At 47.9% G+C, this 14,180-nt stretch carries 14 protein-coding genes; 2 read left to right on the forward strand and 12 right to left on the reverse strand.

Annotated features, from left to right (window positions below; genetic code table 11):
- Positions 1 to 141: 141 nt before the first annotated feature.
- The gene (locus tag QM717_RS12890; protein WP_415037922.1) at positions 142 to 1,005 is read left to right on the forward strand and encodes a rhomboid family intramembrane serine protease; all 864 of its coding nucleotides are present in this window, start codon (positions 142 to 144) and stop codon (positions 1,003 to 1,005) included.
- A gap of 118 nt (positions 1,006 to 1,123) precedes the next feature.
- Complete coding sequence (locus QM717_RS12895; RefSeq protein WP_415037924.1) at positions 1,124 to 2,170, forward strand: endonuclease/exonuclease/phosphatase family protein; 1,047 nt, start codon at positions 1,124 to 1,126, stop codon at positions 2,168 to 2,170.
- Here QM717_RS12895 and QM717_RS12900 read toward each other — a convergent pair.
- The 12 genes from QM717_RS12900 to QM717_RS12955 form a co-directional block, all read right to left on the reverse strand.
- Positions 2,167 to 2,778: a WbqC family protein gene (locus QM717_RS12900; protein ID WP_415037926.1), complete on the reverse strand. Its 612-nt coding sequence runs from the start codon at positions 2,776 to 2,778 to the stop codon at positions 2,167 to 2,169. The genes QM717_RS12895 and QM717_RS12900 overlap by 4 nt on opposite strands.
- Positions 2,778 to 4,508 (reverse strand): signal peptidase I, encoded by a 1,731-nt coding sequence (gene lepB, locus QM717_RS12905; RefSeq protein ID WP_415037928.1) that lies wholly within the window; start codon positions 4,506 to 4,508, stop codon positions 2,778 to 2,780. The genes QM717_RS12900 and lepB overlap by 1 nt, the downstream gene beginning before the upstream one ends.
- A 58-nt stretch (positions 4,509 to 4,566) precedes the next feature.
- On the reverse strand, positions 4,567 to 5,304 hold the full coding sequence (gene dapB, locus QM717_RS12910; protein ID WP_415037930.1) for a 4-hydroxy-tetrahydrodipicolinate reductase: 738 nt from the start codon (positions 5,302 to 5,304) through the stop codon (positions 4,567 to 4,569).
- Positions 5,304 to 5,870, reverse strand: coding sequence for a DUF5683 domain-containing protein (locus tag QM717_RS12915; RefSeq protein WP_415037932.1), 567 nt, complete (start codon positions 5,868 to 5,870; stop codon positions 5,304 to 5,306). Before QM717_RS12915 ends, dapB begins: the two co-directional genes overlap by 1 nt.
- Positions 5,870 to 6,769 (reverse strand): ParB/RepB/Spo0J family partition protein, encoded by a 900-nt coding sequence (locus QM717_RS12920; protein WP_415037934.1) that lies wholly within the window; start codon positions 6,767 to 6,769, stop codon positions 5,870 to 5,872. Before QM717_RS12920 ends, QM717_RS12915 begins: the two co-directional genes overlap by 1 nt.
- Complete coding sequence (locus QM717_RS12925; RefSeq protein WP_415037936.1) at positions 6,766 to 7,542, reverse strand: ParA family protein; 777 nt, start codon at positions 7,540 to 7,542, stop codon at positions 6,766 to 6,768. Before QM717_RS12925 ends, QM717_RS12920 begins: the two co-directional genes overlap by 4 nt.
- Before the next feature lie 270 nt (positions 7,543 to 7,812).
- Positions 7,813 to 8,694, reverse strand: coding sequence for an SDR family oxidoreductase (locus QM717_RS12930; RefSeq protein ID WP_415037938.1), 882 nt, complete (start codon positions 8,692 to 8,694; stop codon positions 7,813 to 7,815).
- 62 nt (positions 8,695 to 8,756) lie between these two features.
- The gene (locus QM717_RS12935; protein WP_415037940.1) at positions 8,757 to 9,164 is read right to left on the reverse strand and encodes a response regulator; all 408 of its coding nucleotides are present in this window, start codon (positions 9,162 to 9,164) and stop codon (positions 8,757 to 8,759) included.
- Positions 9,161 to 11,506: a PAS domain S-box protein gene (locus QM717_RS12940; protein ID WP_415037942.1), complete on the reverse strand. Its 2,346-nt coding sequence runs from the start codon at positions 11,504 to 11,506 to the stop codon at positions 9,161 to 9,163. The genes QM717_RS12935 and QM717_RS12940 overlap by 4 nt, the downstream gene beginning before the upstream one ends.
- A gap of 211 nt (positions 11,507 to 11,717) precedes the next feature.
- Positions 11,718 to 12,470, reverse strand: coding sequence for a sterol desaturase family protein (locus tag QM717_RS12945; protein WP_415037944.1), 753 nt, complete (start codon positions 12,468 to 12,470; stop codon positions 11,718 to 11,720).
- 74 nt (positions 12,471 to 12,544) lie between these two features.
- Positions 12,545 to 13,111: a Crp/Fnr family transcriptional regulator gene (locus QM717_RS12950; RefSeq protein WP_415037946.1), complete on the reverse strand. Its 567-nt coding sequence runs from the start codon at positions 13,109 to 13,111 to the stop codon at positions 12,545 to 12,547.
- A 100-nt stretch (positions 13,112 to 13,211) separates the two neighbouring features.
- The gene (locus QM717_RS12955) at positions 13,212 to 14,141 is read right to left on the reverse strand and encodes a T9SS type A sorting domain-containing protein (RefSeq protein ID WP_415037948.1); all 930 of its coding nucleotides are present in this window, start codon (positions 14,139 to 14,141) and stop codon (positions 13,212 to 13,214) included.
- Positions 14,142 to 14,180: the final 39 nt, after the last annotated feature.

The raw sequence follows: 14,180 nt of genomic DNA on the forward strand, positions 1-14,180 counted from the left end.
CGAGGATTTGCGTTAGGGATAGCAGTGGAAATCCTTTTATCAAGGATTGCCCGGAGCTTGCGACGGGAAATACAATGCTTGACAAAAGATTGTAACGGATAGCCCGGCGCGCAGCGCAACGCCATAACAAATCAAAAAAATATGGGTTTTTGGGATGATTTGAAATTGCAGTACAAAATGGGCGGCTTCGAGCAGAAGCTGATCTATTGGAATGTGGCCGTTTTTGTGCTGTCGATTGTATTTTTTTACGGATTCAGGACGCAGCGTTTTGAGTACCCGGATTGGCTCTATCTGTCATCGGATGTGCATGTGCTGTCTTACAGGCCGTGGACTTTGCTGACGTATTCTTTTTTCCATTCGGGATTTTTCCATTTGCTGTTCAACATGATCATGCTCAATTTCTCGGGACGGATTTTCTTGACTTTTTTTAACCAGAAACAATTCCTCGGGCTGTATCTGCTGGCCGGTTTGTTTGCCGGAATGGCATTTGTGGCCGGATTCTATGTCTTGAGCATCGCCGCGCCAATCGTAGGGGCCTCGGGTGCGGTCATGGCCGTTTTGGTGGCCACGGCAACTTATTCGCCGATGATGAACTTGCGTTTGCTGCTCATCGGCAATGTCAAATTGTGGCAATTGACTGCGGTGCTCGTGGCAATCGACTTGCTGTTTATTTTTGCAGAGAACACCGGTGGACACATCGCGCATTTGGCAGGAGCTTTCTTTGGATTCCTGTACATCAAGTTGCTGCAAAGCGGTACTGATTTGAGCAAGGGCGTGACGTTTGTTTTGGACGGCCTGGCCAATATCGGCGGATCGAAAAAGAGCACACCGTTCAAGAAAGTGCACCGCAATTACGAACACAAATCGCCCAAAACGACCTCAAAGATTGTTACAAAAGACAAAACGCAGCAACAAATAGACGACATCCTCGATAAAATCAGCAAGTCGGGTTACGACAGTTTGACCGCTGCGGAGAAGGAGTTTTTGTTTAAGGCGGGGAAGTAGTTCGCGCGGCACGCACCGACATTCCGTTTGCCGATGATAATGTCGGGTTGTCGAAAATCCACCAACCGGTAATTGTCAACCGACAACTATTACTAAATTAGCACGCAATAAAATTCGGATGAAGAAGCTTTCGTGGTTCAACAAGACAATGTACTTTTTCAATATAGTGTTGGCTGTATTGACATTTCTTGCCTATGTGCTGCCGTTTCTCGCGCCCAAGTTTTTTCCTTTTCTTTCGGTGCTCACGCTGATTTTGCCGCTGTTCCTGATCTTGAATGGGCTTTACTTTATTTATTGGTTGCTGCAGTTCAAGCGGCAGGTGATTTTGTCGGGATTGGTGCTGTTGCTCGGCATCACGTTCATCAACAAATTCTACAAGTTTTCGGCTACCGATCTACCGCGCGAGGAAAAGGATTTTGTCGTGATGAGCTACAACGTAAGGCTTTTTAATTTGTTCAAGTGGATCCAAGACGAAGACGTGGCATCGAATATCCGCACCTTTGTCAACGATGAAAACCCCGATATTCTGTGCATCCAGGAATTCTCGCATTCGGCCGATATTGATTTCAAGGTCTACAAGCACCGCTATATTTTTATGCAGGGCGACAAGATCAAAACGGGGCAGGCGATTTTCTCCAAATTCCCCATTATCAACGAAGGCCATCTCGATTTGCCGAGCTCGAACAACAGCGTGATTTTTGCCGATATCAAAAAAGGAAAAGACATCATCCGCGTCTACAACATGCATTTGCAGTCGATCAAGATTTCGCCGGACGTCAACGAAATGTCCGAGAACATCGACGAGGTCAACCAAAAGAAATCGCTTGTCGTCGCGCGTCGCATCAGCCGTGCGTTCCGCAAACAGCAGCAACAGGCCGAGATCATCATGGAGCACAAGAAAAGCTGCGAATATCCGATCATCATTTGCGGCGACATGAACAACAGCGCGTTTTCGTATGTGTACCGCAGTATCCGTGGAACTTTGCAGGATACGTTCGAAGAAGCCGGGAAAGGTTTTGGGCGCACGTACAATTTCCGTTATTATCCGGCGCGCATCGATTATATTTTCGCCGATCCGAAAATGCACGTCAAAAGTTTCACCGATTTTCCCGAATTCACTAATTCGGACCATTACCCGATCATGACGCGATTGTCGATGGATTAAAGCGTCTGCTTTTTGAGGTAATCGAGCGCGAAACGTCCTTCGTTGAACAACAAATCCACAATGCTCAGGTTGTTGAGCCAGCCGTGTTTGTCGCCGAAAACCTGGGTATATTCCTCAAAAGTAGACGGGTCTTTTTTGCCGTTGGCCAAGTGGCGCAAATCGGTATATTGGGGTTGCTCGTGGAAATATTCAAGCGTCTTCTCGAATTTGAAATCCATTTGGAGGCATTGGGCAATGATGGCCATCGACTCGAAATTGAGGTCCATCAAAAACTTGTGCTGTTTTTCGAAAATAGGCATAAAGCGGTCCTCGAAATATTCAAAGAAAGGCGAGCTTCTGTAGGCCGCTTCCAAGGATTTGAAATGCTGTTTCTGCCAATCGAAAGCCGTTTCGAGCTGGACATCCTTGGTTTTCTGATGCTTGGTTCCCGAATGCTTGATCGGGATGTTGAGCAATTGCACGCCGTTCGGACTGTAAATGTACGTCCGGTTGCGGTTGGTTTGTTTCTGGAAATTGTCTTCAGTTTCAAACGTCACCGAATCGGCCTGGGCCATCGCCACGAAATGGCTGATCGAAGGCAAATACGTCGGGTAGAGCAACAGGTCCATTATTCGTCTTTGGCCGTTTTGCGTTTGTTGTAGAAATAAGAACCCACGAAATAAGCCACAAGCAAAATCAGGAACAAATTGAAATAAGAAACCGGCTGTCCTTCGCCGCCAACGGTCGTAAACATGCGGTCCCAGCGGATTCTCCAATTCTTGATGCCTTCGTTCATGTGGTCGATGCTCATCCAGATGAAAACCGGCTTGCCCACAATGTGGTCTTCGGGAACAAATCCCCAAAAACGGCTGTCTTCGGAGTTGTGGCGGTTGTCTCCCATCATCCAGTAGTAGTTTTGCTTGAAGGTGTAGGACGTGGCCACTTTTCCATTGATCCGGATTTCATTGCCGTTGACTTTGAGGTCGTTTTTCTCATATTCGCTGATGATCATGCGGTAGAAAGGAATGGTCTGGGCATTGAGCGCGACGGTTTTGCCTTCCTGCGGAATGTAAATCGGGCCGTAATTGTCGATGTTCCATTTTCCGGTTTGCGGGAAAACGCCCGGATCTGGAGCCTTGGCGATGTAACGGATTACCGAATCGATACTGGTATTTTTGCGCAGTTTTTCAGCCCCGGCAAGGGTGAGGTTGGCCGATTCGGCGTAATCATAAACTTCCTTGATGTTGAGCGAAAGTCCTTGGATGAGTTGCTCCGGAATGCCCGCGGCTGGAGTTTTGATTTTATAACTGCCTTCTTGTTCCATTTTTTCGGCCCTCTTTACGTAAGGCGCGATCGCTTTGGTTTGGTCGTTGCTGGTGAACTGCACTTCGTAAGAGCGTTCGTATTCGGTCGACCCGACTTCCTTGAGCCATTCGGTCGAAACCCCTTTTTTCGAATAGACCGTATGGATGTATTGTGGTTTGGCGCGTTCAGGCAAAATCAATTCCTTGCCGTTGTTGAAAACGACGCCATTCTTGATCTCGAGGCTGTCGCCCGGAATACCGACGCAGCGCTTGACGTAATTCGATTTTTTGTCGATCGGCTTTTTGTCCTTGCGTTGCACTTGGTCGCGGAACACATATACGGTATCGACTGGCCAGTTGAACACCACAATGTCGTTGCGCTCTATTTTTTGCAAGGCTGGAAACCTGAAATACGGATATTGCGGCCATTTGGCATACGATCTTTTGTTCAGGAACGGAATCGAATCACTCAATTTGGGTGTCAATGGGATCGAGTCGTGGATCATCGGCAAGGCCACGGCCGTCATCTGCGGACGCGCACCATAATGGAATTTACTTACAAAAAGGAAGTCGCCAATGAGCAATGTTTTTTCGAGGGAAGAAGTCGGGATCTGGAACGGCTGCAACACATAACCGTGCACGACGGTGGCCACGATGATCGCGAAAAGCAACGAACTCACCGTATCGCCTGTTTTGGAAGGTGGTACCAAGCTCCTGTCGGGAATGTGGTTGAGTTGCTGCGTGTAGTTCACATAGTACAAATAGAACCCAAAAGTGAACAATCCGAGTAAGGTATCCGAAGTCGAATTTTTACCGAAACTGCGCAAAGTCTCAATCCAAACCACGGGAAACATGATGATGTTGACCACCGGAATGAAAAGCAAAATGGTCCACCAGGTCGGGCGGTTGATGATTTTCATCAAAACAATCGCGTTGTAAACCGGAACCAAAGCTTCCCAACGTTTGCGGCCGGCCGCCTCATACATTTTCCAAGTCCCTGCGAAATGGACTACCTGAACAATCAGGAAAAAAATCAACCACTGTGTAATTGTCATAACTGTTGTTTTTTATGTTGAGCGGTAAGAGCAAAGCCCCGCCGCAACGTTACATGCTTTAATTTAAATTTAACACATCTTTCATCGTAAAGACACCGGTTTTGCCCAAAATCCATTCGGCAGCGATGACCGCGCCAAACGCAAATCCTTCGCGGCTGTGTGCGGTGTGCTTGATTTCGATCGAGTCGACATCGGAATGGTAAAACACCGAATGCGTGCCCGGAACGTTCTCGATTCTTTTGGCGTCGATCAAAATTTGCTTCGCCAGTTCGCTTTTGCTCGTGCCGTCATCTTTCGCTGGTGTGGCATTGGGCAAAGCCCAGCTTGAATAATCGGAATTTTCGATGATGTCCTTGGCCAACGAAATGGCAGTTCCACTCGGGGCATCGAGCTTTTGCGTGTGGTGGATTTCCTCCATCGACACTTTGTACTGCGGAAATTGGGCCATCATTTTGGCGAGGTTTTCATTGAGCGCAAAAAACAGATTCACGCCCAAACTGAAATTCGATCCATAAATGAATGCGCCCTTTTTATCTTCACACAACGCTACCATTTTCGGATAGTGTTCGAGCCAGCCCGTCGTACCAGAAACAATCGGGATGTTTCCATTCAAACAGGCGGTAATGTTGCCGACGGCTGCATCGGGAATGCTGAAATCGATCGCGACATCGGCATTTTCCAATCCGTCATAGGAGTCGTTGCTTGTCTTGCGCAACACGATTTCATGCCCGCGCTCCAAGGCGATCCTTTCGATGACCTTGCCCATTTTTCCGTATCCCAGAAGTGCTATTTTCATCAGAACTGGTAATTAATCGTAAACCCGACATTGGGTTTGTTAAACAATTCATCACGGTACATTTCGGGTTTGAGCGTCAGGTTGTCGTCTACATTGAATTGCATCAAATGCGCATCTACGTTGGCGTCGATGATGTTCAGGATGTAAAAGGCAGCGGTGACCAATGCCGAAATGTCGCGGTTTTTTTGGTAGAAGCGCTGTGCCGAAATGAGACGCTCGTTGTCGAGAAACGGGTATTTGTCATCGGTATAACCGGCCAATCTTCTTTTGTATACGTCGCGAAATTCGTGGTATTTCTGGTTGTTCCAGGTGTAAAAATACACACCGGCGCCGATGGCTCCATACACCAAAGGCATTTTCCAATACTTTTTGTTGTACGCCTGTCCGAGTCCCGGAAACACTGCAGAATAAAATGCCGCCTTGGCCGGGGACAACGGATTGATGTCCTCGTTTCTCGGCTTGACTTCGGTCGAATCCTGGACAACGGTCAATTCGCCCCCAGACTGTGCAGAAATCGTATTTGCAAAGAACAAGAAAGCAAAGAATATGGCAAGCTGCTTTATCACTAACCTTTGATGAGTTTGATGATTCGGTTGAAGTCTTCCTCAGAATGGAACGGGATCGTAATTTTTCCTTTGCCGTTGCCTGCGACCTTGACGTCAACCTTGGCCCCGAAATAATTTGCGATGGCTTTGGTTTGTTCGTCGGCCACTTTAAAGCCGCTGCCTTTTGGGGCTTTGGCCGGGGCCGGTTTGAGACTGTCCTGGTAATTCTTGACCAATGCCTCGGTTTCGCGCACGGAAAGGTTCTGGCTTACGATTTTCTGGTAAATGTCGGTCTGCACGTCGTGGTCGTCGATGTTGATGATCGCACGGCCGTGGCCCATCGAAATGAATCCGTCGCGGATGCCGGTCTGGATGATCGGGTCGAGTTTCAAAAGGCGCAAGTAGTTCGCAATCGTCGAACGTTTTTTGCCCACGCGCTCGCTCATCTGCTCCTGCGTCAAATTGATTTCGTCGATCAAACGCTGGTACGACAGCGCGATTTCAATCGGGTCGAGGTCGTGGCGCTGGATGTTTTCGACCAAAGCCATTTCCAAAGATTCCTGGTCGTTGGCGATGCGGATGTACGCCGGAACGGTGGTCAATCCTACAATCTTAGAGGCGCGCAAACGGCGTTCCCCTGAAATGAGTTGGTATTTGTTGAAGTCTAATTTCCTGACAGTAATCGGTTGGATCACACCGAGTTCACGGATCGAAACCGCCAATTCCTGCAAAGCTTCCTCGTTGAAGTTGCTGCGCGGCTGGAACGGGTTGATCTCAATGGCCTCGATGTCAAGCTCAATGATGTTGCCTACTACTTTATCGGCATTCTTATCGGCGACCGACTGAATGTTGTTTTCAGGGTCTTTCAATAAGGCAGATAATCCTCTTCCCAAGGCTTGTTTTTTTACCACTTTTGTCATAAAACGGGATTGCTGTTCTTTTTAATTATTTCTTGTGCAAGGTGCAGATAATTTGTGGCGCCCTTGCTCGTCGCGTCATAATTGATGATGCTTTCGCCAAAACTCGGCGCTTCGCTGAGCTTGACGTTTCTTTGGATAATGGTCTCGAAAACCATGTCGTGAAAATGCTTCTGCACTTCCTCCACCACCTGGTTCGACAGGCGCAAACGCGAATCGTACATCGTCAAAAGCAACCCTTCGATGTCGAGGTTCGGGTTGTGGATTTTCTGCACGCTCTTGATTGTGTTGAGCAATTTGCCCAAACCTTCGAGTGCAAAATATTCACACTGAATCGGAATCGCAACCGAATCGGCAGCCGTCAACGCATTGAGCGTCAATAAACCCAGCGATGGTGCGCAATCAATCAGGATGTAATCGTATTGCCCCTTGATGCTTTCGAGCGCCTGCTTGAGCATGTACTCGCGGTTTTCCTTGTCGACGAGCTCGATTTCGATCGCGACCAAGTCGATGTGCGCCGCAATCAAGTCGACATTTGGCGAAGACGTCTTGACGATGGCTTCCTCGGGCGTGTTGCTGTGCTCAAGGATTTGGTAGGTGCCAATCTCAACCGATTCGACATCAATACCCAATCCCGAACTCGCATTGGCCTGCGGATCGGCATCGATCAATAAAACCTTTTTCTCCAATACGCCCAATGATGCGGCCAGGTTTACCGATGTGGTGGTCTTTCCGACACCGCCTTTCTGGTTGGCAATAGCAATGATTTTACCCATTTATCTCTCTAAAATTTTGAGCCGTAAAAATACAATTATTTGTGGGTTTTTCAAGTGTTATTTGTTAACATTGAATCAAAGTTTTGAGCCTCAAGTGTTGGGAAATTTAAGAAGTTGTAAGAGGTTGATTTTTAGGAGCTGGTTCCCGCTTTCCGCTTTTATCTTTTACGCGCTGGCAGCAGCGCGAAAAAGGATAACCGCTGCAATCGGGGCTAGGGCACACGGGTTTGTAACAAGTCCGAATAATTATCAATTGTTAATTATCAATTATCAATTGCCTTTCTTCGCCTTAATCATCATCTCCAACATATCCCACATCTCCTCCGGAATCGCCTCGAGCAAATTAAACTGTCCCGCGCCTTTGAGCCATTCGCCTCCGTCAATCGTAATAACCTCCCCGTTCACATAAGCAGAAAAATCCGAAACGAGATAAGCGGCTAAATTCGCGAGTTCCTGATGGTCGCCCACGCGTTGCAACGGTACTTTCTTGGCCAAATCGAATTTTTCTTTCAAGTCGCCCGGTAACAATCGGTCCCACGCGCCTTTGGTCGGGAACGGTCCGGGCGCAATCGCATTCGAACGGATGCCATACTTCGCCCATTCCACCGCAAGGCTTCGCGTCATCGCGAGAACGCCGGCTTTGGCAGTTGCGCTCGGCACCACATAAGCCGAACCGGTCCAGGCATAAGTCGTCACGATATTCAAAATCGTAGCGGAAGTTTGCTTGGTGTCGATCCAGTGTTTGCCGAACGCCAGCGTGCAGTTTTTGGAACCTTTCAAGACAATTTCGATGATCGTGTCAAACGCATTGGCCGACAATCTTTCGGTAGGCGAAATGAAATTTCCCGCCGCATTGTTGAGTAAGACGTCAACTTTACCAAACGTTTTCAAAACTTCGGCAAGCATACTTTCGACCTGGTCGTAATGGCGCACATCGCATTGCAGCGGCAGACACTTTCCACCTGTAGCGGCTTCCAATTCAGCCGCGGTGGTTTTGAGTTTGTCCAAATCGCGTGAAGTAATCGCGACATTGGCGCCGAGTTCGAGGAAGTATTTGGTCATTGCTTTACCGAGGCCGCTTCCGCCGCCCGTCACTACGATCGTTTTGCCTTTGAGCGCATCGTCGCGCAGCATTTTCTGTGTAAAATCCATGGTGGGTTGTTTAGTTGGGCTAAGATACTAAAAAACCGGTGCAGGTTTAGAAAATTCAACAATCAGGCTGCGGCAATTTCATCGAGAAATTCCTTCGTAAGCGGTTTTTCGCGAAACGCAATCACATTCTTGTCTTCGTTGGCGCGCACGATGTCCTTGCTGTCTATGCTCGAGGAAACAATGTACACCTTGCAATTTTGTTTGAGCGAATCGGGCAGGAGGTCATAGGCTTCCATGAATTCGAAACCCGACATTTCGGGCATGTAGATGTCGACCAGGATGACCTGTGGCAACGATTCGGTATGCTGGCAGTGCGCTTTGAGGTAATCGAGCGCTTTGCCAGCCGCGTTGTAAGCCTGTATTTCTTGGGCAAAGTGGTTGTTCTTGAGTAATTTGGTGGCAATGTAGAGGTCGATCGGATTGTCATCGATGACCATTACTTTGGGGTAGGTCGAGTGTGGTGCGGTCATGGGTTGAAGTTTTTGAGCGTGATGGTAAAGGCGGTCTTTTTGTTTTCTTCCGATTTGACGGTAATCGTCCCACCGAGTTTTTCCACGATTTCGCGCACGATGTACAAACCGATTCCACTGCCTTCGGTATCGGCCGAAGCGCGAAAAAACATATCGAAGATTTTGTCCTGGTGTTTTTGCGGAATCCCGATGCCATTGTCCTCGATGACGAGCGACAATTTTTTCGAGTCGGTCTTGGCCTTGATTCGGATGTACGGCTTGGAACGGCTTTTTGCGGTAAATTTGATCGCGTTCGAAATGATGTTTTCCACAACGGTCTTGAAACTCAGCAAATCGGTGCAAAACGGAACCTGATCGTCGCAACTGATCTTGAATTCGATGTTCTTGGCCTGTTTGATGTCGGCCAGCGATGACACGGTTTCGAGGATAATTTTCTCCACCGGAACCATCTGGATTTCGAGTTCGGTGCGGTTGTTCCGCGAATAATTGAGGATGTTTTTGATGAAGTCATCAAGCCGGTGGATGCGGCTGCGGATCATCTGCACATGCTGCAGGGTTTCGGGTTCAGCGGTTTCTTCTTCCATAAAAGCGAGCAGCCCGAGCACCGAAGTCAGCGGCGAACGCAAATCATGTGACACGCTGTACACGAAACGATCGAGCTCGAAATTGGTCTTGAGCAGTTCGCGGTTTTGGTTTTCGAGCCTTTTCTCTGAATGGATCCTTGCGGTAATGTCGTGCGAGTGACAGGCCACGCCCACGATTTCTGGGCCTTTGATGATCGGGCAAAACGCAATTTCTGCCCAGTTGCCTTCGGTTTCGGTCAAGCGGATGGTTTCGCGGAACGATTCGCCGGCCAATGCTTTCTTGTAATAATGGATGTATTTTTTCTTGATTTTGGGTGGCAACGAATCGTCAAGTAATTTTTGGCCAAGGAGCAGTTTTTTGCCATAGATTTTCGCCGATGCCTCGTCGAAAGCCCGATTGGAAGTGATGAGCCTGAGGTTTTTATCGACGCTCCACATCAAGTCCGCGGTGTTGTTGATGAGCGCTTCGGTGTTGTTGCGGTCGAATTCGATTTGCTGTTCGGTTTTTTTCTTCTCCGAAATGTCCCTGAAATTCGACACCAGCGCATGCACCCCCGATTCCTCGAGCATATTCGTGACCGTGCCTTCGGTCCAGACCCAATGGCCTTTCTCGTGTTTCATGCGCATTTCAAAATCGAACGAAGCACCGGGTTTTTTGGAGATGCGTTTGCGGTTTTGGGTAAAAGCCTCCAAATCATCGGGATGGATAAAATCGTAAACCGAGGCCAACCGCATATTGGCGCGATCGTAACCCAAGGTTTGTGAAATCGACGGGCTACCGTAGAGCAACTTGCCATCGTGACTCGCGAGCGTTTTCATATCGGTGCTCTTTTCGATCAACGCCCGGAAACGCTTTTCATTCTCGAGCACCAGCAGTTCTGTCTCGCGGTGCATGCGTTCTTTCTCGTAATTGTCGAGCGCAAAAGAAATATCGGACGAGATCTCGACCAGCAACTTGATTTCTTCGGGGCCCATGAAATCTTTCTTGTCCGAATAAAAGCTAAAGGTGCCCACGATTTTTCCGCTTTTGTGCAAAGGAATAACGATAAAAGACTGGATGCCATTGGCTTGTACAAAAGTTTTGAGCGGCTCGTAAGCCAAAGTGCCCATGTCGTTGCACAAATAGTGTTGGTTCGAGGCCAGCACGTGCTTGGTCGGACATTGGCCCGAAAGCAACGCATTCTTGAACAAACCAAGCTCCGTTTTTTTGATGCCGGTTTGTTCGACGAGTGTAATCGAGGTATAATAGGCGTCGAAAAGCCCGATCCAAGCCATCTTGAAGCCTCCATAATAAGTCGCAATTTTGCAGGCATTCTTAAACAGTTCCTTTTCGGACTTGATGTGGACGATGCTCTGGTTGATGTGGCTCAAAAAGGCATACAGGTTTTTGCCTTTGTTGATGCGCGCCTCATATTCCTTGTGCTGGGTGATGTCGAGCGATAAAATGCACAATCCTTCTTCGGCAGGTTCAATGCTCAGGTCGAACCAGCGGACGGTTTGGTCCGGATAGATGAACTTGTTTTCGAGGCGACGCGGTTTGCGGTCGGACATACATTTTTGCAGTATCTTGAACATCGGGGTCTGTTCGATACCGGGGTATTTTTCCATCATCGTAAACCCCAGCAATTCTTCTTTCGGCATCCTGGCCTGAACAATCATCACATTGTTGAGATAAATGTAGCGCCAGTTGTAATCGATAATCTGAATGCCCTCGAGTAATGAATCCAGCCGTTTCCTGAATTGATGTTCCGTAGTCATCCGTGTAGTAGGTTTTATGGTCTAACAAGTATAAGCAAAATTAGTTAATATTCGCAGAATGAGAGGCTGTTTTTGAACACCTTTTGCTAAATTTCACATAAAAAAACCTGCAGCGCAATGTTGCAGGTTTGTGATTGTATGTATTCTTTCCGCGGCACCTGGTATTGCCGAATAATATCAAATGCCTCGGGTGATTGATGATGCTTTGGATTTAACTGGCTTTGTTGATGTCGCGAAATAATATCATTTCCTTGATTTTGGCAGAAGCGCCTTCAAAGAAACCATTCTCATGAAGGTATCCGTCGGGATTGCGGAACGTACCGAACAGCATGTCAATGAACGGCAGGTCGCAATAATTGTACTGGTGGATGCCTTTCGAATGGTGCATCGCATGGCTTTCGGGCCGTTGGATGAGGTAACCGAGCCACTTCGGCGTACGGATGTTGGCGTGTTGGAAAATATTAAAAAAGTTCGTCAACAGCAAGACGACCGTTACCGCTTCGGGAGAAAGCCCAATGAAACAGGAAAAGCATAAAGTTCCCATCACGGAAAAGCCCACCATGTCGACCGGACTAAAATAAAATGCGCCAAAGGTGTCAATGCGTTCGGCGCTATGGTGCATCTGGTGGAATACCCGCCACAGCCAGTCGCTCTTGTGTAGGCTGCGGTGCCAGGTGTACAGCGCGAGTTCGTAGGCCAAAAATCCGGCAATGCTGCCAACGATGACATTTTGCTGCGAAAAATCGAACAACTTCACATCGGGTAAAAAGGAAACATACAGCATCGGCAGGTAATTCGACAACAGAAAGAACCCGATGAAAAACAGGATTCCCTTCCCACGCCAAAATTTTACATCGGGCAGTTTGCGTGCCGGAAACAGGGCTTCCCAAAGCATCAACGACAAATACATACAAACGACGGCCAAGTTGATTGGCTCTGTCAAAAGTTCAAATGGTGTCTTCATAATTTTGTGTTTTAAATCCACAGCAAAATTAGTTTGACGCTTCAAGGCCCGCTAATTTTTGGCCTTGACCTATGTTAGGAACTGAGTTTCTTGCGGATGCGGCTCAAGCTCTCGGGATGGATGCCGAGGTATTTGGCGATTTTATTGACCGGAATGTTGGAAACGTAGGCTTTGTGCGTATGCAGCATCTCGGCGTACAATTCCTCTGCGGTCTTGCACAGGAAATCCTTTTCGCGCTTGGCCTTTTTGAGGTACGCCCCTTCGAGGATGATGCGTCCCATTTTATTGGCATTGAGGGAAGTTTCGTACGATTGGTACAAGTCGTTACGGTTGATCGCTTCGGCTTCGCAATGGGTTACGGCAACAATCTGCACATCGGACGGCTTCTGCGTCAGAAATGAAGTCAACGCCGTAAACATACTGCCCTCAAAAAAGAAATCGATGACCTTCTCGATCATGTAGCTTTTGATGGTCATTTCTACAATACCCGAATTGAGGAAATACACCTGTTGCTGGATTTCCCCATAAGCCGTGATGACCTGGCCTTTCTCAAAAGTTACCTTGCGGATCGGATAAGGAAGTTCTTGGTCCGCGGCGATGTTTTCGCCCAGTGTTTGGTTGTAGAATTCTCTGTAAGTCATGGTTTTTCAGAAAAATAGAAATTAAAAGTAATGATAATCCAGGACGCAAAAAAGCCGGACAGAAAAATTCCGACCGGCCTTTCCTTGAAATAACTATTGCTTACTTTTTAATGAATTTAGCGGTTGTCGATGTGTTGTTGCCAAAAGCCTTGACCAAATAAACGCCAGTGGCGAGTGGCCCCACATCAATCGGGGAAGCGATGCCATTTTGCAAAGTCTTGTTGTATTGCGCCACGACACGTCCTTGCATGTTGACCAAGCTGATTGTATAATGACCGCCCTGGTTGGATCGAAGGTTGATTTCCTGGTCGGCGACAGTAGGATAAATCGAAAAAGGGGCGGTTGCAAATTGGGCCGTCTGCAATGCAGTATTGTTGACTTTCAAGTCGTCAACGGTCAGGCTGCTGCCAAAAGCCGGTTCCGATCCTTCGGCGGCCATCGAAAAACTGATCGTCAGGAAAGCCGGTGCGCCATTGGCGTCTAAAGTCAGTGGTACGGAGGCATAAGTATAGGTTTCGGTCGCTTCCGAAATCAGGATTCTGGCCGTTCCGATCGGTTGGTTGTTTTCATTGAGCAGTTCGAGCTTGGCCTCGGCCACATCATTTCCAATAGGGGAAAACTTATACCAGAACGACAATTGGTCGATTTCGGCATTGGCCTCCACCGGTACGCCTACATTCCAGCCGCTTGGTTGTTCAGAAATTTCGGTATTGAACAAATCGGCCTTGCCCGGAATGACTTCATTCTGCGTGATGTTAAACGCATTGCGGATCATCATCGCCCGTTGTCCCGTATGTGCGTCGGTCGTCGAGGTACAAAAACCGCCCAGCGAGGCTTCTTCAAACAGGATGGAATCCGATGTCGATTCGCCGGTTTCCAGATCCATACTCACCGGAAGGATGAACAATTGTCCCCAACCCCAAACATTGGTTTGGCCATAGCCTAGGGCTTGTTCGAAATCGGCATTGGGAACTTGGGCATGGGTCAGCGTTGCCAATCCGATACAGATTAAAGTGTAAATTTTCTTCATAACAATCGTTTTAAAAGGTTCAACGAATTTCTTTTTGAT

Origin of the sequence: Flavobacterium sp., from assembly GCF_047602195.1 — a bacterium.
In the GTDB taxonomy this organism is placed as follows: domain Bacteria; phylum Bacteroidota; class Bacteroidia; order Flavobacteriales; family Flavobacteriaceae; genus Flavobacterium.

What these genes read in the sequence shown, in the direction of transcription:
- lepB (WP_415037928.1), bottom strand. Translation starts at nt 4,508, where the DNA reads ATGACAATTACACAGTGGTTGATTTTTTTCCTGATTGTTCAGGTAGTC.
- QM717_RS12890 (WP_415037922.1), top strand. Translation starts at nt 142, where the DNA reads ATGGGTTTTTGGGATGATTTGAAATTGCAGTACAAAATGGGCGGCTTC.
- QM717_RS12900 (WP_415037926.1), bottom strand. Translation starts at nt 2,778, where the DNA reads ATGGACCTGTTGCTCTACCCGACGTATTTGCCTTCGATCAGCCATTTC.
- QM717_RS12925 (WP_415037936.1), bottom strand. Translation starts at nt 7,542, where the DNA reads ATGGGTAAAATCATTGCTATTGCCAACCAGAAAGGCGGTGTCGGAAAG.
- QM717_RS12895 (WP_415037924.1), top strand. Translation starts at nt 1,124, where the DNA reads ATGAAGAAGCTTTCGTGGTTCAACAAGACAATGTACTTTTTCAATATA.
- QM717_RS12945 (WP_415037944.1), bottom strand. Translation starts at nt 12,470, where the DNA reads ATGAAGACACCATTTGAACTTTTGACAGAGCCAATCAACTTGGCCGTC.
- QM717_RS12940 (WP_415037942.1), bottom strand. Translation starts at nt 11,506, where the DNA reads ATGACTACGGAACATCAATTCAGGAAACGGCTGGATTCATTACTCGAG.
- QM717_RS12935 (WP_415037940.1), bottom strand. Translation starts at nt 9,164, where the DNA reads ATGACCGCACCACACTCGACCTACCCCAAAGTAATGGTCATCGATGAC.
- dapB (WP_415037930.1), bottom strand. Translation starts at nt 5,304, where the DNA reads ATGAAAATAGCACTTCTGGGATACGGAAAAATGGGCAAGGTCATCGAA.
- QM717_RS12955 (WP_415037948.1), bottom strand. Translation starts at nt 14,141, where the DNA reads ATGAAGAAAATTTACACTTTAATCTGTATCGGATTGGCAACGCTGACC.
- QM717_RS12950 (WP_415037946.1), bottom strand. Translation starts at nt 13,111, where the DNA reads ATGACTTACAGAGAATTCTACAACCAAACACTGGGCGAAAACATCGCC.
- QM717_RS12930 (WP_415037938.1), bottom strand. Translation starts at nt 8,694, where the DNA reads ATGGATTTTACACAGAAAATGCTGCGCGACGATGCGCTCAAAGGCAAA.
- QM717_RS12920 (WP_415037934.1), bottom strand. Translation starts at nt 6,769, where the DNA reads ATGACAAAAGTGGTAAAAAAACAAGCCTTGGGAAGAGGATTATCTGCC.